Source organism: Coprococcus sp. AM97-35, from assembly GCF_027697525.1.
Classification (GTDB): Bacteria; Bacillota; Clostridia; order Lachnospirales; family Lachnospiraceae; genus Allocoprococcus; species Allocoprococcus comes.
Genome location: NZ_JAQESL010000002.1, coordinates 261,140 through 283,727, shown reverse-complemented (window position 1 = coordinate 283,727; position 22,588 = coordinate 261,140). Strand labels below are relative to the sequence as shown.

13 protein-coding genes are annotated in these 22,588 nt (G+C 42.7%); 1 reads left to right on the top strand and 12 read right to left on the bottom strand.

Annotated elements, in window-relative coordinates; translation table 11 throughout:
- Positions 1 to 21 precede the first annotated feature (21 nt).
- The 8 genes from leuB to PG840_RS03065 form a co-directional block, all read right to left on the bottom strand.
- Positions 22 to 1,107: a 3-isopropylmalate dehydrogenase gene (gene leuB, locus PG840_RS03100; RefSeq protein ID WP_270205237.1), complete on the bottom strand. Its 1,086-nt coding sequence runs from the start codon at positions 1,105 to 1,107 to the stop codon at positions 22 to 24.
- A gap of 142 nt (positions 1,108 to 1,249) precedes the next feature.
- Positions 1,250 to 2,566 carry a Na+/H+ antiporter NhaC family protein gene (locus PG840_RS03095; protein WP_270205236.1) on the bottom strand — a complete coding sequence of 439 codons (1,317 nt, stop codon included), beginning with the start codon at positions 2,564 to 2,566 and terminating at the stop codon, positions 1,250 to 1,252.
- A 233-nt stretch (positions 2,567 to 2,799) separates the two neighbouring features.
- Positions 2,800 to 5,058: a glycogen/starch/alpha-glucan phosphorylase gene (locus PG840_RS03090; protein WP_270205235.1), complete on the bottom strand. Its 2,259-nt coding sequence runs from the start codon at positions 5,056 to 5,058 to the stop codon at positions 2,800 to 2,802.
- The gene (locus PG840_RS03085; RefSeq protein WP_117823117.1) at positions 5,043 to 6,089 is read right to left on the bottom strand and encodes a LacI family DNA-binding transcriptional regulator; all 1,047 of its coding nucleotides are present in this window, start codon (positions 6,087 to 6,089) and stop codon (positions 5,043 to 5,045) included. Before PG840_RS03085 ends, PG840_RS03090 begins: the two co-directional genes overlap by 16 nt.
- 1 nt (position 6,090) lies before the next feature.
- A complete protein-coding gene (gene malQ, locus PG840_RS03080; RefSeq protein WP_270205234.1) occupies positions 6,091 to 7,635 on the bottom strand; it encodes a 4-alpha-glucanotransferase in 1,545 nt (514 codons plus the stop codon).
- Between the two features lie 130 nt (positions 7,636 to 7,765).
- Positions 7,766 to 8,044, bottom strand: coding sequence for a preprotein translocase subunit YajC (yajC, locus tag PG840_RS03075; protein ID WP_008374927.1), 279 nt, complete (start codon positions 8,042 to 8,044; stop codon positions 7,766 to 7,768).
- A gap of 86 nt (positions 8,045 to 8,130) precedes the next feature.
- Positions 8,131 to 9,264, bottom strand: coding sequence for a tRNA guanosine(34) transglycosylase Tgt (tgt, locus tag PG840_RS03070; protein WP_117834022.1), 1,134 nt, complete (start codon positions 9,262 to 9,264; stop codon positions 8,131 to 8,133).
- A gap of 22 nt (positions 9,265 to 9,286) precedes the next feature.
- The gene (locus tag PG840_RS03065) at positions 9,287 to 11,176 is read right to left on the bottom strand and encodes a L,D-transpeptidase family protein (RefSeq protein WP_270205233.1); all 1,890 of its coding nucleotides are present in this window, start codon (positions 11,174 to 11,176) and stop codon (positions 9,287 to 9,289) included.
- 306 nt (positions 11,177 to 11,482) lie between these two features.
- Here PG840_RS03065 and aroC point away from each other — a divergent pair, with 306 nt between their 5' ends.
- A complete protein-coding gene (aroC, locus tag PG840_RS03060) occupies positions 11,483 to 12,589 on the top strand; it encodes a chorismate synthase (protein WP_270205232.1) in 1,107 nt (368 codons plus the stop codon).
- Positions 12,590 to 12,731: 142 nt separating this feature from the next.
- On the opposite strand, the gene PG840_RS03055 is transcribed toward aroC, so the two are convergent.
- From PG840_RS03055 to PG840_RS03040, 4 genes are all read right to left on the bottom strand, one after another.
- Entirely contained in the window at positions 12,732 to 15,599 is a 2,868-nt protein-coding gene (locus tag PG840_RS03055; protein ID WP_270205231.1) for a transporter substrate-binding domain-containing protein, read from the bottom strand.
- Positions 15,600 to 15,635: 36 nt separating this feature from the next.
- Positions 15,636 to 17,660, bottom strand: a complete 2,025-nt coding sequence (locus tag PG840_RS03050; protein ID WP_270205230.1) for an ATP-binding protein — start codon at positions 17,658 to 17,660, stop codon at positions 15,636 to 15,638.
- Between the two features lie 102 nt (positions 17,661 to 17,762).
- Positions 17,763 to 20,714, bottom strand: a complete 2,952-nt coding sequence (locus tag PG840_RS03045) for a hybrid sensor histidine kinase/response regulator (protein ID WP_270205229.1) — start codon at positions 20,712 to 20,714, stop codon at positions 17,763 to 17,765.
- A 5-nt stretch (positions 20,715 to 20,719) separates the two neighbouring features.
- Positions 20,720 to 22,570 carry an ABC transporter substrate-binding protein gene (locus PG840_RS03040; protein WP_195501726.1) on the bottom strand — a complete coding sequence of 617 codons (1,851 nt, stop codon included), beginning with the start codon at positions 22,568 to 22,570 and terminating at the stop codon, positions 20,720 to 20,722.
- Positions 22,571 to 22,588 lie beyond the last annotated feature (18 nt).

Here is a 22,588-nt window from a genome sequence, read left to right as displayed (position 1 = left end):
TGTATCTTTCCCAATCCTTGACTATCGAATTCTTTCGCAGATCAGATCTCCCATTCGGGCTGTTCCAACCTTTGTACATCCGTCTGACATAATATCCCCGGTTCTGTATCCATCTTTTAACACCTGGGAAACTGCTGCTTCAATCGCATCTGCTGCTTTATCCTGATCCAGGCTGAAACGAAGCATCATTGCTGCTGAAAGAATTGTTGCTATCGGGTTTGCAATTCCCTGTCCTGCTATATCCGGTGCCGAACCGCCACTTGGTTCATACAGTCCGAACCTGGTTTCATTCAGACTTGCACTTGCCAGCATTCCGATCGAACCGGTTACCATGCTTGCTTCATCAGAAAGGATGTCTCCGAACATATTCTCTGTAAGAATGACATCAAACTGCTTCGGATCTCTTACAAGCTGCATTGCACAGTTGTCAACCAGCATATGCTCCAGTGTAACTTCCGGATAATCTTTCGCAACTTCTTCTACTACTTTTCTCCAGAGTCTTGAAGAATCCAGTACATTCGCCTTATCGACGCTTGTCACTTTCTTTCTTCTCTTCATTGCAATGTCAAACGCGCGGATCGCAATCCGGCGGATCTCATCCTCATTATAGGTAAGTGAATCAAATGCAGTCATCACACCATCCACTTCTTCTGTCTTCCTCTCTCCAAAATAAAGACCGCCTGTCAGTTCACGCATGATCATCAGATCAAATCCGCCTTCTGTAATCTCTTCTTTCAGAGGGCATGCACCCTTCAGTTCATTATACAAAACTGCCGGACGCAGATTTGCGAACAGGTTCAGTTCTTTTCTGATCTTCAGAAGACCGGCCTCCGGTCTCTTTGACGGTTCCAGCTTATACCACGGGGAAGTCTTTGCATCTCCTCCAATGGATCCCATCAGTACGGCTTCACATGCTTTTGCTTTTGCTACCGTCTCATCTGTAAGCGGGACTCCATGTACATCAATGGATGCGCCCCCAAGAAGCAGCTGTTCATAAGAACAGTCAAATCCGTATACCTCTCCTGCTTTATCAAGAACTTTCATCGCTTCCGTTACAATCTCCGGACCGATTCCGTCACCTTTAATTACTCCGATTTTCAGGCTCATCTTTGTCATTCCCTTCTATGTATCTGTGATTTTTGTACCATTTTTCGTTCCAAAAATCTGTTAAACACTATAATACCGTATTTTTCGTCAGGTTTCAACCCTTTAATCTGTAAAAGTATAAAAATCCAGAGTGAACTCTGTTTTATTTTCCTGTTTTCTGTGGAATCACAAAGATAAAGATCAGCGAACTGACAAACAGCATTCCCGGATAAAAAAGCTTCGGAATGATCTGAAATGCAGAAATCTCACCGCCGAGCTCATGCACTGCCGAAATTGCCACCAACATCTGCGCACCATACGGGATCACCCCCTGTGAAATACAGGAAAAAGTATCCAGAAGGGAGGCCGTCTTTCTCGGTGTGATCTGATAATCGTCTGCCATTTCCTTTGCAATTGGATTAGCCATCACAATTGCTACGGTATTGTTCGCTGTTGCCACATCCAGGAGCGCTACCAAAATACCAACACCCAGCTGACCACTTTTCGATCCCTTAAAGACACGGTGGATCACATCCAGCAATACATCAAAGCCACCATTTTCCCGGATCAGCGCACACATTGCAGCAACCAGCACCGCCACCATACAGGTTTCAAACATCCCGGATACACCTGATCCCATGGCAGCAAGCATTTCATACGGTGTTACCTGCCCCATTGCAAGCATGATCACCGCACCGGACACAATTCCTGTCAAAAGTACCAGAAAGACATTGAACCCTGCGATCCCGCCGACCAGCACCAGCACATACGGAATGATCTGCGTCAGATTGTATTCGTGCGTAACTGCCGTTCCGATCTCTGCCCGGAAAGAGCTGATCAGGATCAGAACCAGCGATACGATCGCCGCCGGAAGTGCGATCCAGAAATTTTCCCGGAATTTATCTTTCATCTCACATCCCTGCCCGTTGCAGGCAGCAATTGTTGTATCTGATATGAAAGAAAGATTGTCCCCGAACATGGAGCCTCCCATCACCGATGCCACGCAAAGTGCCTGGGAAAAACCGGACGTCTGCGAAACTGCCGCCGCAATCGGAGTCAGAAGGGTGATCGTCCCAACCGAAGTTCCCATTGCTGTTGAAACAAAACATGCAACCACAAACAGAACGGCAACCGCAAACCGTGCCGGGATGATCGATAGCATAAAATACGCCACACTCTCTGCACTGCTTCTTCCAACCACTCCCACAAAAGTTCCCGCAGTCAGGAAGATCAGCAGCATTGTGATAATATTCTTATCTCCGATTCCCCGTCCCATGATCTCCAGCTTCTCATCAAAACTAACCTTTCTGTTCTGCAGACACGCAACCAGGAGCGCCGCCAGAAACGCCACCACGATCGGTACATTATAAAACCCCATTGGAATTTTCATTATGTATTCAAATAAAATACCCAGCCCCAGATAAAATACCAGAAATACACCGACCGGCAAAAGCGATGCACTTTTTCTTCTTTTTTCCATACTTTCACCTCTCATCTGCTCCTATTGCTCCCCGGATCTTCCTCAAAACTTTTCCATATCCGGAAAACAGGCAGCAATATTTCTCCCTATCATAGCATATCCTTCTCTTTTCCCGCAATAGGGGAAATACAGGAAGTTCCCGAAGAAACCGTATAAAAATACACTTTTGCACAAAAAACAGAAGTCTGTCTCTGTTTTTGCGAGACAAACTTCTGTTTTCTTACAGTTACATTTTACAGATGCCAGATGTCTTTGTTGTATTCAGCAATGGTTCTGTCAGATGAGAAATATCCTGCTTTAGCGATATTCACAACCATCTTCTTTGCCCATGCCATACGGTCTTCATAATCTGCGTAAGCCTGTTCTTTCTTCTGGATATATTCTTTCACATCAAGAAGTGTCATGAACCAATCTTTACGGATCAGTTCTGCATGCAGTTCAAGAAGCAGGTATTTATCTCCGATACGGAGAAGTTCCGGGCTGATGATAAAGTCTACCAATCTGCGGATCTCTTCATCATTGATATAGTAATCAACTGCATTATAATCCATCTTGCGGTAATGCTCGATAACCTGTTCACTGGATTCTCCGAAGATGTAGATATTTTCATCCCCTACAAACTGATGGATTTCTACGTTGGCTCCATCTTCTGTGCCCATTGTCACAGCCCCGTTCAGCATGAATTTCATGTTACCTGTTCCACTTGCTTCTTTGGATGCAAGAGAAATCTGTTCAGAAATATCACAGGACGGAATCAGCTTTTCTGCCAGTGTCACATTGTAGTTTTCTACCATAACCACTTTCAGATACGGTGCAACTTCCGGATCGTTATCAATCAGTTCCTGCAGGCAGAGGATCAGATGAATGATATCCTTTGCAATAATATAAGCCGGTGCAGCCTTGGCTCCAAAGATTACCGTGATCGGAGTCTCCGGTTTCTTTCCACTCTTGATCTCCAGATATTTGTAGATCACATATAATGCATTCATCTGCTGACGCTTGTATTCATGCAGACGTTTTACCTGAATATCAAAAATTGAATTTGGATTGATTTCCAGTCCCTGTGTTTCTTTTAAGTAAGCTGCCAGATCCTCTTTCTTTTTCTGTTTTACTACAAGAAGGCTCTTTAAAGTTTCCTCATCATTTACATAATCAAGCAGTTTTTCAAGCTTTGTTGCATCTTTTCGGTAATCCGGTCCGATCTTCTCATCCAGCCATGCAGTCAGTTCATGGTTGCAGTGCAACAGCCATCTTCTGAACGTAATACCATTAGTCTTGTTGTTGAATTTCTGTGGGTAAATGTCGTAGAACGGTTTCAGCTCTTCATTTTTCAGGATCTCTGTATGAAGATAAGCAACTCCGTTGACACTGTATCCATAATGGATGTCCATATGAGCCATGTGTACACGATTCTGGTCATCGATAATATGGACTCTCGGATCTTTATATCTTCCCTTAATTCTTGCATCCAGATCACGGATGATCGGAACGATCTGTGGTGCAACCTGCTCCAGATAATCAACCGGCCATTTTTCCAGTGCCTCTGCGAGGATGGTGTGATTGGTATACGCGCAGGTCTTCTGTACGATCTCAATCGCCTCATTGAAGTCGATCTGTTTCTGAACAAGAAGACGGATCAGCTCCGGAATAACCATAGAAGGATGTGTATCGTTGATCTGAATCGCCACATGCTCATGAAGCTTTCTGAGATCATATCCCTTTTCTTCACACTCGCGGATGATGTACTGTGCTGCATTGGAGACCATAAAATATTGCTGATAAATACGGAGCAGATTTCCTGCCTTGTCGCTGTCATCCGGATAGAGGAACAACGTCAGGTTTTCACGGATATCGTTCTTATCAAAATTGATTCCGTTTCCAACGATTGCATCATTTACCGTCTCTACATCAAAAAGATGAAGTTTGTTGCTTCCGCCTTCGTATCCGGTTACATCAATATCATACAGATGGGAACGAAGACTGAAATCCTTGAACGGGACTTCAAATGAAATACCGGTATCATTGAGCCAGCTGTCTTTTTCAATCCACGGATTCTTCTGTTCATCCTGTTTGTGGTCGGTAAATACCTGTTTGAACAGACCCATATGATAGTTCAGCCCGATTCCGTCTCCCGGAAGTCCGAGTGTTGCAATGGAATCCAGGAAGCAGGCTGCCAATCGTCCAAGTCCACCATTTCCAAGAGACGGTTCCGGTTCAACTTCTTCGATCTCTGCAAGATTTTTCCCATGCTTTTTCAGCACCTCTGCTGTCTCATCATAAATTCCAAGGTTGATCAGGTTGTTGGATAAAAGCTTTCCGATCAGGAATTCTGCGGAAATATAATAGAGTTTTCTCTTTCCTTCGTTCTTCGGTCCTTCTTTGATCCGTTCCTTTGTCAGTGTAAGCAGCGCATAATATACCTGTTCATTCGTTGCCTGTTCAAGTCCTGTCTGGAATTTCTCCTGTAAAATCTCTGTCAGTCTTGCTTCCATGTTCTTCTACCTCCTGTAGTTGATTCTCTTTCTTTCAGTGTTGCCGGAAGATATTTTCCTTCCTGGCTTTTCTTTGTTTCTATCATGTCAAACAGAATCCCGACAGACTGTCTCGCGATCTCTTCGACCGGCTGCGCCATCGTAGTAATCGCCGGCTGATAAAATCCGGTATAGTCAAGTCCGTCAAATCCCGCAACCGCCACATCCTCCGGAATCCTTTTTCCTTCTTCCAGAAGCGCCTTGCATGCACCAATCACCATCAGATCGGAAATTGCAAATACTGCGGTAAATTCTGTTTCTTTTTTCAGCAGTTTTTTCATCATCCGATATCCGTTTTCCATCGAATATGTGGTATCTTCTTCATCCAGATAACAGATTCTTTCCTCATCGACTTCCAGACCATGTGCTTTTAGTGCTTCCCTGTAACCTTCCAGTCTGAGTTTTCCAATGTTCTCATCTTTCTTATCCGAGGCAAGGATTGCAATCTTTTTGTGTCCGGTCTCACACAGATGATCTACAATCTTACGGCTTTCCGCGCGGTCGTCGATCGATACATAGGATGCGATACATTTCTCCGGCAGTTTATCAAATGCTGACGTACTAACAACAAACGGAACCTTTATCTTTGCAATCCGCTCTTTGTTCTTCCTGAAATCCCCACCCAGGAAAATAATCCCTCTGAGCTTTTTTTCTTTGATCAGCTCCAGTGCGGTATCGACCTCATCCTGATCCTTTCCCATATGCTGGATAAAAAAGGAATATTTCTGTTTGCGGATCTTTTTTTCCATTACCCGCATCATCGTTGCGAAAAATGGATTATCAATCTCCTTTACCAGAATCGCAATGGATTTCGAATCGGTCCGTTTCAGATTCCTTGCACTGTTATTTGGCACAAAATTTGATTCTTCAACCGTCTTTAAAATCATCTTTTTGGTTTCAGGATTGATATCCGGATGATTGTTCAGCGCACGGGACACGGTGCTGACTCCGACCCCGCACTTCTTCGCAATATCTTTAATCGTCATTCCCATTTTATTTCTTTTCTTCTCCTAAGTCCTCTGCATCTTCAGCCTTAAGGGTCATTTCGGTCTTCTCCGGGATTCTGCAATAAAGTTCTGTCATCCTACGGATCTTCTTCACGAGTTTTTTTGAAATCTCATCCTTATGAAGTCTCCAGATCCAGTTGCCGCCAAGAGTTGACGGATGATTGATCCTCGCTTCATTACCGAGGCAGAGATAATCCTGAATCGGAATGATACAGGTATCCGCCACGCTCGACTGCGCAAGACGGATGATTTCCCATACTGCTTCATTGATACTGAGTTTCTTTCTTCCCATATAGCGAAGCGCAAACTTCTTATCTTCTTTTTTTAATTCTCTGTACCATCCTGCCAGTGTTTCATTGTCATGGGTTCCTGTGTATACTACGCAGTTCTTATCATAATTGTGCGGCAGATAATTGCTAGGCTCTCTGGAATCAAATGCAAACTCCAGAACTTTCATTCCCGGATATCCGGACTCTTCCACCATCCGGATCACACTGTCTGTCAGGAATCCAAGATCCTCTGCAATAATTTTCACATCACCCAGAGACTCTTTTACCGTCCGGAAAATATCCATTCCCGGTCCTTTTTCCCAATGTCCGAATTCCGCTGTCAGATCTCCGTATGGAATGGAATAATATTCATCGAATCCACGGAAATGATCAATTCGGATCACGTCATAAAGTTCTACACAATGACGGATTCTCTTCATCCACCATGCATATCCGGTCTCCTTATGATATTCCCACTTATAAAGCGGATTGCCCCAAAGCTGTCCGGTTGCACTAAATGCATCTGGCGGACACCCTGCAACACCAGTCGGAAGTCCGTTCTCATCAAACTGGAACAGTTCCGGATGCGACCAGCTGTCTGCGCTGTCAAATGCTACATAAATCGGGATATCACCAATGATCTCAATCCCTTTTTCATTCGCATATGCTTTCAGTGCACTCCACTGTGTTGCGAATTCATACTGCATAAACTTCTGGAACAGGATCCCTTCCTGATTCTCTTTGGCGAATTTTTCCAGCGCAAGCTCATCTCTCAGACGATATTCATCTTCCCATTCGCTCCAGCTTTTCCCACCATTCGCAGCTTTGATCTCCGTATAAAGCGCATAATCATCCAGCCATTCTTTATTCGCCTTACAGAACTTCTGAAAATCTGCATCATCTGCGATCCGGCTTCTTTCATATGCTTTTCTTAAGATCTCATACCTGCAGTTGTAAATCTTTTCATAATCCACATATCCCGCATTATCACCAAAGTCATATGCCTTACATTCATCTTTTGTAATCCAGCCCTTTTTTATCAGCTTTTCCAGGTCTATAAAATACGGATTTCCTGCAAAAGTTGAGAAAGACTGATACGGCGAATCTCCATACCCTGTCGGACCTAACGGAAGGATCTGCCAGTAGCTCTGACCTGCCTTCTCAAGTGTATCTACAAACTCGTATGCTTCTTTCGAAAAAGCACCTATTCCATATTTTGATGGCAGACTTGCCACCGGCAGTAATACACCGCTTGTTCTCATAATATGCACCTCACATCTTTCTACGGTAACGGTTTCGGTATCGGTATCGGTAACGTTTCCAATAATTGTATTATAAAAGCATTGCACATAAAATGCAATGCTTTTTTTCAACTTTTTTAAAAAAATTGATTTAGTTGTTCTCCGGCTTTTCAACCTGCATGATCGCAGACTTCTGCATCGGGATACGGCAATTCTTGTTGCTTCCGAATTCAACGATTACGTCTTCATCTGTAATATCAATAACAACTCCATAAAAACCGCTTGTTGTAAGAACAGTATCTCCTACAGCCAGTTCAGATAACATAAGCTGTACTCTCTTCTGTTCCTTTTTCTGTGGTCTCATCAGTAACCACCAGAATCCTCCGATAATTACAACGTAAAATAAAATAAGTACGATTGGATTATTCATTTTTCTTTCCTCCTGCTAAAATAGACACTGTTACCATCATACACAATAATAGGACATTCATCAAGACATTTTAGAATTTTTTTATCCTAATCTTCTTTTTCTTCCATTTTTGCCAGTGTCTCTTTCTTAAACTGAGCATATCTTCCCTCTTCGATCGCTCCTCTGATATCTTCCATAAGATGATTATAATAATATAAATTGTGGAGAACGCAAAGCCGCATTCCAAGCATCTCTTTTGCTTTCAGCAGATGCCGGATATAAGCTCTTGAATAACGGCGGCAGGCCGGGCACTGACAGCCTTCTTCGATCGGGCGTTCATCCAGTTCGAATTTTGCATTGAACAGATTCAACTTACCATGCTTTGTATAAACATGACCATGTCTTCCGTTACGGCTTGGATATACGCAGTCAAAGAAATCCACACCTCTGTCTACCGCTTCCAGAATATTCGCCGGCGTTCCGACTCCCATCAGATAAGTCGGTTTGGCAACCGGAAGACAAGGAACTACTGCATCCAGGATCCGGTACATCTCTTCATGTGTCTCACCAACTGCGAGTCCGCCGACTGCGTATCCATCCAGATCCATCTCTGCAATCTGCTGTGCATGCTCTATACGGATATCTTCATAGACACCCCCCTGATTGATTCCGAAAAGCATCTGATGTTTGTTGATCGTATCATCAAGAGAATTGAGTCTTGCCATCTCTTCTTTACATCTTGCGAGCCATCTCGTTGTACGCTCTACCGATGCCTGCATATATTTCCTTTCTGCTACACTGGACGGACATTCATCAAATGCCATCGCGATCGTAGACGCCAGATTCGACTGAATCTGCATACTCTCTTCCGGTCCCATAAAAATCTTTCTTCCGTCAATATGGGAATTGAAGTATACACCCTCTTCCTTAATCTTTCTGAGTCCGGCAAGAGAAAACACCTGGAATCCACCGGAATCAGTAAGGATCGGCTTGTCCCAGGCCATAAATTTGTGCAGCCCGCCAAGCTTTTTCACTACCTGATCTCCCGGACGCACATGCAAATGATAAGTATTAGACAGTTCCACCTGTGTTCCGATTTCTTCAAGATCTGCGGTAGAAACAGCCCCTTTAATCGCTGCAATTGTTCCTACATTCATAAATACAGGAGTCTCGATCACTCCGTGTACGGTATGGAAGCGGCCGCGCTTGGCGCGACCGTCCCTTTTTATCAGTTCATACATAAAAATAACCTCTCTCATAAATTTAGTAATGACATACAACCGGTGTTCCGGAATCTACATTGTTGAACACCGTCTCTGCAACATCATACTGCAAGTTGACACATCCGCGTGACCCATGTTCCAGGTACCAGTCCCCGCCAAAATTCGTCTGCCACGGTGCATCGTGCAGTCCGATTCCACCGTTAAACGGCATCCAGTAAGTAACCGGTGATTCCCATTCGTAACTTCCATCTTCCTTCTTTGGTCCACGAAGGGTTGTATCTTTTTCTTTGTATTTCAGAATATATACTCCCTGCGGTGTAGCATCTCCTCTGCTTGGCTTACCGGTAACGATCGGTCCCTGTGTCACAATTGCACCATTTACAAAAAGATACAGATACTGGTTTGTCAGATCGACTTCAACATAAGTATTCCCCCAGTCTGCTCCGTCATGACTTGCTGCAGTCTGTGAATAATTCGCCTCTCTCGTTACAGTCTCTCCATTGCGGATATTCGCTTCAAGGGCTGCAATCTCGGCAGCTTCATCAATGATCCATCCATAGTCTCCACCTTCAACCGTTGCACTGTTGCCGCCTCCGGTTGTAAATGTTCTCTTTGTCTGGTAAGTGTCATACTTACTCTCCAGCTGCTGTACATATTTTACAACTGCATCACTGTTAAAGGTAACTGCCATGTTATCATCTACCGTTACCCACTGGGAAATCAGATCTTTATCTACAACTTCTGTATTCGAACCAAAGGTATAAGTGATACTTGCCTTCAGATACTTATTCATATCGTCACATGCTTTCTTCACTTCTTCTGACTCGATTGTGTATTTTGGTTCTACATAGCAGTCTTCAGCGGTCATATCAATCTCGCTTTTGAAACCTTCGATTGATTCTTTCACTACCTTTTTGAAATTCTCGGTATCAATCTTACTTCCGGTCTCCCCGGCTTTGACTACATACGAATTGCCGTCATACTCCGGATGTGCATTTACCGGTTCAACCTGCTGATCTGCCTGCATACACTCGAGACCGTTAATCAGGGTATCCAGCTGGTTTTCGTCATATGTAACACCGACTGATGCCGTAATTGTCTGTGTCTTTCCAAGGCAGACCGGCCACAGAAATGCATTCTGCTCTTTTACGAGCTTCTGCAGTTCATCTCCTGCTTTGTACGCAAGAGAAATATCTGTTCCGGCAATCTTCTCTTCTGTTCCGTCTGATTCCTTCATCGTGAGAACATATCCATCTACCTGACTCTTCATGTATGACTCTACTGCCGAAACTGATTTTCCGGAAAAGTTCACACCATTGATCTTCGTATTAAAATAGAAATGATTCATGAAATATACGGAAAATCCAAGATAAACAACCGCTGCCACTCCAACCACAGCGCCAACTATAATTTTAACCACTTTACCGGACTTTTCAGAGCCTTGCTTTTTCTTCCGTTTAGTTCTTCTATGCGGCTTTTCCTCTTCTTCATCAAAGAAAGAATCATCAAAAATTTCTTCCTCATCCGGATTGAATGCTTCTGCATCTCCACTGCTTAAAATATCTGCACTTTTAATAACCGGTGGTACTGCTGTCTCTTCTTCATCCCGCCATTCTTCTGCTCCATCCAGATCCAGAAGCCCGGTCTCTTCACGAACTACTTTCTTTTTCCGGCGCGGAGCCTTTTTCTTAACCGGTCGATCTTCGCCTGAGGCTGCTTTATGATCCACACCATCGCCAGATACGTGATGGCCTGAAGGACGTTTTGTTTTAGTGACTTTCTTTTTCCGCGGTCTTTCTTCGCTTTTCTGTTCTTTTTCATTGATGTCCTTCACCTCACTTACAGTCTGCTCTCTGATCTCTTCCATGATTTCATCTACTGTGCTGTCAAGATTTCTTTCGTTTTTTTCATTCATACTCTTTTCACTCATTTATACTATTGACTTCCTTTTTTCACTCAATATGTAGTCATTATAATACGAAGGGGCGTGTAAATACAATACATAACTTTAACTTTCATATTTTTATCACTTGTTGGGATGAGAATCTTCTATTATAATAATGAGGTGATTTTGGGGAAATGAATGATTTGCGTTGTGATGACAAATAGAATAAACGAAATGTTTCAAATCCCATCGCGCAAGTGTTCTTCTGCTTTATTGTTCGTTTTTTCGTTTTGACTGATTCACAAATTAATTCTTTATAAATAAAAGCTTACAGAAAGGATGGTATATAGTATGGCAGGATCTATTTATGGAAGATTGTTTCAGATTTCTACATGGGGGGAATCGCACGGAAAGGGGATCGGTGTTGTGATCGACGGGTGTCCGGCAGGGCTTTCTCTTTCAGAGGGGGATATCCAGGTTTATCTGGATAGAAGAAAACCCGGACAAAGCCAGTTTACAACCGGACGTAAGGAAAGTGATATGGCACAGATCTGGTCCGGCGTATTTGAAGGCCGGACGACCGGAACTCCGATTTCAATTCTCGTACAGAACCAGGATCAGCGTTCCCGTGATTACGGAAATATTATGAACACATACAGGCCGGGACACGCAGATTATACATTTGATGAAAAGTATGGTTTCCGTGATTACAGAGGAGGGGGACGCTCTTCCGGAAGAGAAACTACTGCCAGAGTTGCAGCAGGTGCAGTTGCTGCTAAGATTTTGAAAGAACTTGGCATTGAAGTACATGCTTATACGAAAGCAATCGGTCCGGTATCTGTTCCGGAAAATGAATACCATCCGGAAGAGATTTTCCAGAACCCGATTTATATGCCAAGCAACGCATATGCCCAAAAAGCATCTGCCTATCTGGAAGAATGTATTAAAAATCAGGATTCTTCAGGAGGCATCATTGAATGTGTTGTTACCGGTATGCCGGTAGGAATCGGTGATACCGTATTTGAAAAACTGGACGCCAATCTTGCCAAAGCAATGCTGTCCATCGGAGCAGTCAAAGGCTTTGAGATCGGTGACGGCTTTAAAGCTGCAGATACAAAAGGAAGTATCAACAATGATTCCTTCCATACAAAAGATGGAAGGATCACCAAAGACACCAACCATGCAGGCGGTGTCCTCGGCGGTATGAGTGACGGAAGCAAGATCATCTTCCGCGCGGCAGTAAAGCCGACTCCGTCCATTTCACAGCCACAGTCCACCGTCACCAAAGATGGAGAAAACACCGAAATGATCATTAAAGGACGTCACGACCCGGTCATCGTCCCACGCGCCGTCGTAGTCGTAGAATCCATGGCCGCAATCACGATCCTCGATCTGCTCTTCACCAACATGAGTGCCCGAATGGACAAACTCAAAAGCTTCTACGGCACTGAAAAATAAACCCAACAATCTTCCGTCCTCATCGCATCCGGCTACTCCGGTGAAAAAGGTAAATCTTAGTCGGCAGCCTTGAGGATGGAGCTTCTGTCGTTTCTCTGCATCTATAATTCCTCATCTGCCTTCTTTCTCCCGTGCCATGAAATTAGCAATTTTCTTGTTGCCTTATTACTTCCGCTAACATCGACAGCAGTTTATCAAGCTCAATGGGTTTTGCGATATGACCATTCATACCAACCGCAAGAGCATCTCTCTTATCTTCTTCAAATGCATTTGCTGTCATTGCAATGATAGGTATGCATGCTTTATCCTTATCCGGCAGGCGTCTGATTGCCTGTGTTGCTTTATAACCGTTCATTTTCGGCATCTGAATATCCATCAGGATCATATCATATGTACCTGCCGGCATCTTTTCTATCATATTTACACATTGAATGCCATCCTCCACACGTTCTGTTTTAAGGCCGGCACGCTCAAGGATTGCTTCTGCGATCTCTGCATTCAGATCATTATCCTCTGCCAGAAGGATATTCCTGCCTTCAAGGATTTCGCTGCCTGTTCCAGACTCTTCAATATGTTTTTTTACATAATAGCTTTCATCGGCTATCTTATGTTTAAGTGTAACTGTAATGGTGCTGCCCTTTCCAAGTTCACTCTCTACATCTATTGTTCCACCAAGCAGATCAACATATTTCCGGACTATCGACATTCCCAGTCCGGTTCCTGCGATTTTGCTCTTTGTAGTGTTCTGTTCACGTGTGAATGCGTCGAAAATCTTCGTCATATAATCCTGACTCATGCCAATTCCTGTATCACTCACTCTGTTCCTCACGATCATGTACCCTGGCTTGTCGCATGGCAATTCATCTACGTTCATCATAACAGAACCACCGGACGGAGTATATTTTATAGCATTGCTCAGGATGTTGACAAATATTTCTTTCACCTTGGTAACATCTGTCAGTACATGCTCATGTTCTACATTCATCGTGTAATGAAGCGCAATATTCTTTTTCCTTGCTTTCTCATCAAATACTGCAAACAAAGACTTCCTGACATCTTCAATCCGGCAGTAATTCTCATCAAGTTCCATCCTTCCACTCTCGATCCGGGCCATATCCAGTACATTATTTATGATTGACAGGAGAAGATTCCCCGACTGCTGCAGTTTTTCCAAATGTTCTAAGGTTTCAGGCATGTCTTTTTCTTTCAGTTCATTCTCCATAAGCTGTGCATAGCCCAGAATTACATTCATAGGAGTACGGATGTCATGTGACATATTGTTAAGGAAACGAGTCTTTGCGAGACTGGCATCCTCTGCTTTTTCCAGAGCAATCTCCAGTTTATTATTGAGTTTTTGTGTATTATTTGCTGCAAGCTTTGCAACAGTTTCTGCTTTTCTTGCCTTCCGCAAAAGTACGAGGATAATAACAATAATGCTAAATGCAGAGAATCCTGCGGCGAGAAAAAAAGCAAGCATATTGTCTTTTACAAAGTCCGAAAAGTTTACCTTATCTGCCGTACTGTCATAGATAGCAAGTGCACTTGTAAGCATGTCAGACGGCATGGCCTTTAAGGTTTTATTCAGTATTGATAAAAGACTACCCTCTCCACCTCTTACTGCAAAGCATGCCTCCATTGTTTTTGTAAGTGGAACACTCTTGAAATTTCGACTGTTATCATATATCATCGCCTGGCTTGCTCCCATGAGGAAACAGTCTGCCTTTTCATTCAAGACCATATCTGCCGCATCATCAAGCGAATCACAATCTACCAGCTTCCATTGTGGATAACTGAAAGCAATATGCTGCTTTAAGGCTTCTTTTTCCTTTGGCACAGCTACTGTATACACATTATACTCATCAAAATTTTTCTCATCAGTTACCGCCATCAGACTGTAAGTCCAAGCTGTGTTTGTAAGTGCATATCCTTTTTCTTCTGCAAAACTGGGATTTCTGCCGGCATAAAAAATCATGTCAATCTCATGCTCTTGTAAAGCCTGAATCATTTCGTCATAATCATTGTATTCATGTATATTAAATTCCAGTATCTGATTCCCCAGACAGCCTTTGGCATAGGATACATATTCTGCCAGCATTCCGGTAAGTTTTCCAGTTTCTTCGTCCATGGAAAATACCGCCGGATCATTGCTCTGAAATCCGATCCGGATGTTACCATGTTCTTCCACCCAGGACTTTTCTTCACCTGTAAGAATCTGACTATATTCAAGCGTAAAATACTTCTTATACAAATCTGCCTTAAAAAATGGACTATCTTGATCTAGCTTGCGCATTGCCCAGTCCAGCTCCGTCTTGATATCGCTGCGCTCTTTATTTATTGCAAAATATATGCCTGATTTGCCAATCGTGGTAACAGATGATATTCCCTGTTCAGACCAGACGGATTCCTCCAAAGATACAAAAGCATCAATCTCATGATTCGCTAATTTCTTTTCGACATCATCGTTATTATTCACATTTACATGCTCTGTATGTATGCCATTCTTATTTTCCCATTCTGTCAGCATAATTTCCGGTTCTGTATCCATGAGCACACCTACTCGTTTCCCGTCCATAGATTTGAAATCGGACATTCCCAGATCCATGTTTGACAAATCAGCATAAAGAATATATTTTTCTTCACCCATCGCTTCATCTGAAAAAAGCATCCTTTGTTCACGTTCATCGGTATAAGAGATATCGCCCATGATATCAATCTCACCATTTTCAAGCTTATCAAAGCAGTTGGACCAGTCACATTTCACGTACTCAAATTTCCATCCGGTATAGCCTGCCAGAGCCTGCAGGAGTTCATACCCATATCCTCGTCTGACACCGTTTTTATCGATATAATCAAAGGTATCTTCAAAGGATCCGATACGGACGATCTGTGACTGTTTTTCATCATTATTCTTTTCAGCGGCCCGGCAGTGTACTGATAATATCATCCACATTCCTAAAATCACAAATATACCTGCAAATAGTACGTCTGATTTTTTTCTACTTTTGTACATTGTTCTTTTCTCCTTAAATCACCAGATTATTACACGTCACAAACCCAAAAATTTCAGCATGGTTGGGACAAGAATATTCATATCAACAGGCTTTGCAACATGAGCATTCATTCCAACAGAAAGACCCTTTTGTGCATCTTCTGCGAAAGCATTGGCAGTCATCGCAATAATAGGGATCCTGGCTTTTTTCGTATCCTTCATCTTTCGGATAGCTAATGTAGCATCATATCCATTCATAACCGGCATCTGGATATCCATAAGGATCATCTTGTAATAATCAGCATCAGCCTTTTCAATCATGTCAATACATGCAACACCATCATTGGCAGTCTCAACAATACATCCTTCTTCCGTCAATAATTCCGTTGCGATTTCAGTGTTGATCTCATTATCTTCGACCAGTAAGATCCGAACACCGTTCAAACAATTCTTATTGCGCAAATTACTGTTTTTCTTTACCAGAGAATCGTCTTCTGACGCTTTTCTGCAAGGAATAGTTACTGTAAATGTGGAACCTTTACCCTGCTTACTTTTCACTTCTATTGTGCCATCCATGAGCTCTACAAGCTTTTTTGTAATGCCCATTCCGATGCCGCTGCCCTCAATATGACTGGATGTAGTGTTACGTTCTCTTTCAAAAGTTTCAAAAACACGCTTTTGGAATTCTTCAGACATACCAATTCCATTATCGGTAATACTAATGATCATATTGCACCAGTCTTCTTTTTCACAGGATTTCTGTACAACATTACAGGATATCCAACCTCCTGTATTTGTATACTTTATTGCATTGCTTATTATATTAAGACAGACTTCTGACAAGTGAGGTTCATCCATATACACATACGGATACATGATTTGTTCTGTCAAAGAGATCGTCTGATTTTTACTTTCTGCCTGTTGTTGGAACATAATGACACAATTTTCAAAGCACTCATGGACATTTGAAACAGTGTATTCCATCTCAACCTTATTATTCTCAATTCTTGCAAGATCTAAAACATTACCAAGCATCGACAAAAGTTCTTTTCCGCATATTTGGATTTCTTCAAGATATCTGCCAAGCTTATCTGTTTCCTGCAAATGTCTGGATGCCAGTTCTGCATAACCAATGATTGCATTCATAGGAGTTCTGATATCATGAGACATATTTAACAGAAATGATGATTTTGCTTTGTTTGCACATTCCGCTTTTAATTTAGCTTCCCGCAATTCTTCCTCTTGTTTTAATTCCCTCAATTTTTCATCTGTCACATCTCTATTTGCAAACAACACGGATGTCACATTTCCATTTTTATCATAACTCTGAGGAACAACCATGGAAAGAAACCATGATCCATCCTTCTTTTTGAATTCGGAAGACATAGATTCTTTATTATGAAGACGTACCGCCATGGTTTGTATGTCAAAAAATTCCATATACTTCTGCACAAATGGTTCTGCTATAATATCTTCGATAATCTTGAACTGAGGATCCCAATCTGCAGTATTCTCTTTAATACCCATATCCATTTCTCGAGATCTTTTGACAAGTTCTATCTTCTTTGTTTTTAAGTTCAGCCTTGAGATATGATAATAAGCAGTACCTAATGCATGAAGGGCCTGCCGGGTTTTTTTGACCTGCTTCCCCAATGCGAGAGGGAACTCTTCACCGTCCATCTGTTCCAGATCCGGTGTTGAATGATGCAGATGCTGAACCAGCCATTTTCCATTCGTCCACTTATAGATAATCGTAAATCTTGTCTCCATTTTAAAACAGATTGAACCATCTTTAAACAGACCAGTAAAATCTACTGTTCCATGTGCAAGAACATGGTCATCATCAAGTCTTTCTTCTTCCTGATGTAAATTTCTTACTTCGAGTCTGATTTTTCCTCTTCGTTTTACATCAAATTTGAATGATTCTAAAAACTCATGCAGATTCGTGAATAACTCATGTTTCCCAGTTCCAATCAGACTGATATTTTCATCAAAATAATTTTCTATACCAAGATTATTTACTGATCCGTCATTAATATATATTTTCAAAAGTTGTTCTGTGAGTTTTTTAAAATCATCCATACGCTACCCTCTCTTTAAAATTTGAAAGTCTCTGTACTTCATGGTAATAGCTACTTTCATCCATCTCCGATAATAATCATTATTGTAACGCACATCTGCTGCCTAATCCAGCAAATGTGCGTGTAAGATACTGATCAATTCCTCTATATCTATCGGTTTGGATAAGAACCCATCCATACCACATTCCAGTGCTTCCTTTCTGTCCTCATCAAAAGCATTGGCAGTCATGGCAAGGATGGTAATTCCCGCCAGTGCCGGATCATCCAGCGCACGGATCTGCCTGGTGGCCTCGTATCCATTCATTATCGGCATCTGCACATCCATCAGCACCAGATCATAATTCCCCGGCTTCGAATTCTTAACTTTCTCCACGGCCTCTGCTCCATTTTCGGCAGTGTCAACCAGAAAGCCATATTCATTAAGGAGCTCCACCGCAATTTCACTGTTCAGTTCATTGTCTTCCACAAGTAATATACATCTGCCTCTGAAATCCGAACCTGCTTCCGGAAGAATTGAATCCTCTGACTCGAACTGGCTCTGACCGATAGCAGTCATCAAAGTCTCTCTGATATCTGACATGAACAAAGGCTTTGCGCAGAATGCAGTCACTCCTGCTGCCTTGGCTTCTGCTTCGATATCAGACCAGTCATAAGCCGTCAGGATTATGATCGGTGTATCATCTCCAAGGCTGCGGATCTGGCGGGTGACTTCAATGCCATTCATATCCGGCAGACGCCAGTCAATGATATAAGCATGGAACGCATCTCCCAGTTCCACTGACTGCCGTGCACGGAGAACCGCCTCCCTGCCGGAAAGTGTCCATTCCGAACGCATTCCGACCCTCATAAGCATTTTTGTCACACTGTCACAGGTATTAAAGTCATCATCTACAACCAGTGCCTTAAGCCCCTCCAGCTCTGCGATTTTCTCTATACGTTGGTGCTCAGACTGAATCCGGAATGACAGACGAACAATAAATTCGGTGCCTTTGCCCTGTTCTGTCTGAACCTCAATGGTTCCGCCCATCATATCCACAATATTCTTAGTGATCGCCATACCAAGTCCTGTGCCCTGGATCCTGCTGACTGTGGACGTCCTCTCCCTCTCAAAAGGAGAAAAAATCTTCTGCACAAATTCCTGGCTCATGCCGATTCCGTTGTCCTTTACCCGGATCTCGTACAGCTCGCTGCCTTTTACTTTCCCAGGGTACTGTCTGATCCGGACAGAAACGGTTCCTCCTGCAGGTGTAAACTTAACCGCATTAGACAAGAGATTCAGCAGCACCTGATTCAGCCGCGTCTTATCACAATAGACATTCTCATTTGTGACATCCATGGCATCCATATAAAGCTCCAGCTGCTTCGCATGAATCTGCCCACTGATAATGGTCTTCAGATCATGAAGCACATCAGACAGGCTGACTTCTGTTTCTTCCAAGTGGATCTTTCCACTCTCAATCCGACTCATGTCCAATATATCATTGATCAGCGAAAGCAGATGATTACTTGAGGAAAGTATCTTGCCCAGATAATCCCGAACTCTTTTTTTGTCGTCAATATTACTTACAGCCAATGTCGTAAAACCGATAATCGCATTCATTGGTGTCCGGATATCATGAGACATATTGGAAAGGAAAGTACTCTTTGCCTTGTTTGCTGTCTCCGCTGCACGTACTGCCTCAGAAAGTGCCTGATTCATTTTCCAGTCAGAGGTACGGTCTGACATAACCAGAATATATTTCTTTTTCCCGTTTACCTCACTGCCCATTGCAATATTATGGAATCTGCGTCTTTCTCCTGTCTTCATATGAACATATTCAAAATCCCTTTCTCTCTGTTCATGAACCTGGATTTCCTCCAGATAATTTTTGTATGGATCTTCACATTCCGGCGGATGCAGTTTTCCCAGGGCACGAATATCTTTACTGATCTGTTCTACTGTAATACCCAGTAGTTTTTCCACATTTGGACTGACGTAATCTGCCTGATATGTTTTTGCATCCAACATCAGGAAAACATCCTCTACATTCATCGAAAGCTTTTGAAACAGTTCATCACGGTACAGAATCTCCGTATCCTTTTTCCTGAGGTCTGTTCTGCCTTTTTGAATAATCAGACTGATAAAAAATGCAGCAATACAGAATACAACCACACTGACAAGAAATATCGTACTACGCTGCAGACTGTTCAAACTGGAATTAACGATATCTGCCCTTACAAGTCCCAGAAAGATCCAGTCCTGGATATCCGATTTTTCATAGATCAGATAATAGTTCCTTCCATCCAGATTTAGCAGCATTGCACCGGTGCGTCCTGCTTTAAACTTATCCGAAAGCTCATTGATCTCATTTTCAGACATATCAGAATGCTCCCTCAGAACACCGAAGAAATTATACACATTCCCCCATGACTTGGAAGAATGGTCAACCACAACACGACCATCCGGATGAGCAATAAAACTCTGAGCATTTCCATTGAAAGCGGAAATATCCAGTACATCTACGATATCAGAGTTTTCATACGCAATGGCGATCGCATCATATTCAAATCCCTGATAAATTCCATGCGCCCTGGGAGTAGCAAAAACAAGCAGCTGGGATTTCCCGGGAACTGCCACGTTCGTTATCACATCTTTTCCCTGCCGGATCTCCTCTTCAATATTTTCCTGTAATCCAAGGTATCCGTTTTCCCCTGTTGCCCTCTTATAGTTCCCGTCAGCAGACAGAAAAAAGAAGTCCAAAAAGCCGGCAGCTTCCTGCGCTTTCTTTATATGATCATGGATTTCGTCTTCGTTGGAAATATCCTGCAGATTCTCTCCCCACATATGAAGATATGTCAGGTTCTTATCTGTCAGTTCCCTCAGCATATTATCAGACTGATGAAAAACCTCCGTCAGATGAGAAACACTTTCTTCATAAATAGTTTTCGACACAAATCCAAAATATCGAAAAACCATCAAAACAATTCCCACAAAAACAGCAATAAAAACTGCTATCCTTAACCATTTTCTCGTGACAGGATTCTCTCTTTTTGTATTATGATTCTTAATATCCATTCTTCTCACCTCAGAGTCATATAATCTTCAGGCTCTGCAAGAATGACATCACCATCTGAAATATATCCTGTCCAGTTGTCTTTCACATTGATATCTCCTCCATCAAACACAATATTCTCATCTGTCGGATAAGCTTTCATGTGTTTTGGTATCGCAAGACAGGTTACTGTAAAAGCATCATTGTCCTGAACTTTTTTTCCATCTTTTGTAACTTTGCTCAGTGTATAACCATTTTCTGTTTCTTTGACTTCCACAGAAATGCCGCTGAACACAGGCAGGGAGCCACGATTGAACGGAACAAAACCACCCTGGTAGCCTTCTACAAAGTTTTTAACTGTCTCTTTTAGTTCAGCTCCGCTCATCTTACTGCTGTAAGCCGAAAGACCATTTGGCATGATCATGTCACCAGCCATTTTTTCAGTATAACCGACCTTCAGTACATTTCCTGTAAAGCTGTTTCCGGTTGCGATCAGTACATCCGTCCCATAAATGCCACGCAGAGTGTTTGCCATAACCGAATAAGCTGCATTGCCCCCACTGCTATGAAAGCGGTTGGAATAGGATTTCTGCGAATCCAACACGATATTCTCTGAAGTTGATCCCTCCGCAAGAAGCTGAGTGTTAAATGACTCATAGGCCTGCTCTGCATCGTATTCTCCTGAGATCATCCTGGAAACCACATCCTTGGAAACAGAGAAAAAGTCATTTGACGCAATGCGGATATACATACGATTTTCTTCGATCACAGGTTTCACATCTTTCAGATATTCCGTAAGCTGCATATTCACATCCTGACTGTAGCTTAACAGGTCCTGCCCATCATAAATGATCTGCTTCTGTGCATCCTCTGAAAGCATTGTGTTCAGAACCTTCATTGCTTTCTTTCGGCGTGCTTCATTCTTTGCCAGGTCGCTGTTTAAAGCCACCTGGAAATACGGCGTAGTCATCAGCCACTTTTCACCATCCTTCTGGAAGAACGGAAGAAATGTTGTGTTTATCCCCTGATCCTGAAACATTTTCACCCCGGAAGAACTGCCAAAATACATGGCAAGCTTACCACTTTGATACATCTCAACTATATCATCATAATTCATATCCAGATCATCCCGGCTCAGACCGGTATCCCGGATAAACTGTTCCATATGTTCAAAAGCCGCCGGCCAGACTGTACTGTCCAGACCTTCTCTCTTTGTATTATCCGGGTCACTGTAGGCAGTGCGCCACTTGCGTCCATCCACGGAAGACAGTTCTGACGCTGACAGACCCTGCAGTGTCTCCATACAGGTATAATCATAATAATAGTCTGCCGTAAACCCGCGGATACCCACTTCGTCAAATACCTGGCAGGCAGAGACAAAGCTTTCATAATCTGTTGGCAACGGAATATCATATTTCTCAAAAAGATCTTTGTTCACCACAAAACCATGCGCATCCGCACACACCGGAAGCCAGTTTACGCTTCCATCCTCATTCATAAAATTGCTAAGGTAGGTGTCATAGACAGCACCTGCAACATTGGTTGTGGAAAGATCCATCAGACTGTCTTTCAGAGGACTGGCGTCATGCAGTGAAAAACGACAGCAGGTTATAATATCCGGCAGTCCACCGTTCTCCTTAAGGAACTTGTAGAAATCCAGATCATTATTGCCTACGACAAATTCAACATTGATATCCGGGAGCTGTTTCTGAATATAAGGTGCATATTTTTCATACAGGCTTGTACTCCATAAATACACCGTGATTGTTTCTGCATCTTCTTTTTCTGCGCTTTTGCTGCCACATCCTGACAGAAGCGATATGGCTGTCACCATCACCAAAAGTACAGCAAGTATCTTATTCCATTTTTTCTTTTTCATTACGAATCTCCCATTTGA

Bases quoted from the DNA above. Each gene is read 5' to 3' on its own strand.
- leuB (WP_270205237.1), bottom strand. From the start codon at position 1,107: ATGAGCCTGAAAATCGGAGTAATTAAAGGTGACGGAATCGGTCCGGAG.
- PG840_RS03095 (WP_270205236.1), bottom strand. From the start codon at position 2,566: ATGGAAAAAAGAAGAAAAAGTGCATCGCTTTTGCCGGTCGGTGTATTT.
- PG840_RS03090 (WP_270205235.1), bottom strand. From the start codon at position 5,058: ATGGAAGCAAGACTGACAGAGATTTTACAGGAGAAATTCCAGACAGGA.
- PG840_RS03085 (WP_117823117.1), bottom strand. From the start codon at position 6,089: ATGGGAATGACGATTAAAGATATTGCGAAGAAGTGCGGGGTCGGAGTC.
- malQ (WP_270205234.1), bottom strand. From the start codon at position 7,635: ATGAGAACAAGCGGTGTATTACTGCCGGTGGCAAGTCTGCCATCAAAA.
- yajC (WP_008374927.1), bottom strand. From the start codon at position 8,044: ATGAATAATCCAATCGTACTTATTTTATTTTACGTTGTAATTATCGGA.
- tgt (WP_117834022.1), bottom strand. From the start codon at position 9,264: ATGTATGAACTGATAAAAAGGGACGGTCGCGCCAAGCGCGGCCGCTTC.
- PG840_RS03065 (WP_270205233.1), bottom strand. From the start codon at position 11,176: ATGAGTGAAAAGAGTATGAATGAAAAAAACGAAAGAAATCTTGACAGC.
- aroC (WP_270205232.1), top strand. From the start codon at position 11,483: ATGGCAGGATCTATTTATGGAAGATTGTTTCAGATTTCTACATGGGGG.
- PG840_RS03055 (WP_270205231.1), bottom strand. From the start codon at position 15,599: ATGTACAAAAGTAGAAAAAAATCAGACGTACTATTTGCAGGTATATTT.
- PG840_RS03050 (WP_270205230.1), bottom strand. From the start codon at position 17,660: ATGGATGATTTTAAAAAACTCACAGAACAACTTTTGAAAATATATATT.
- PG840_RS03045 (WP_270205229.1), bottom strand. From the start codon at position 20,714: ATGGATATTAAGAATCATAATACAAAAAGAGAGAATCCTGTCACGAGA.
- PG840_RS03040 (WP_195501726.1), bottom strand. From the start codon at position 22,570: ATGAAAAAGAAAAAATGGAATAAGATACTTGCTGTACTTTTGGTGATG.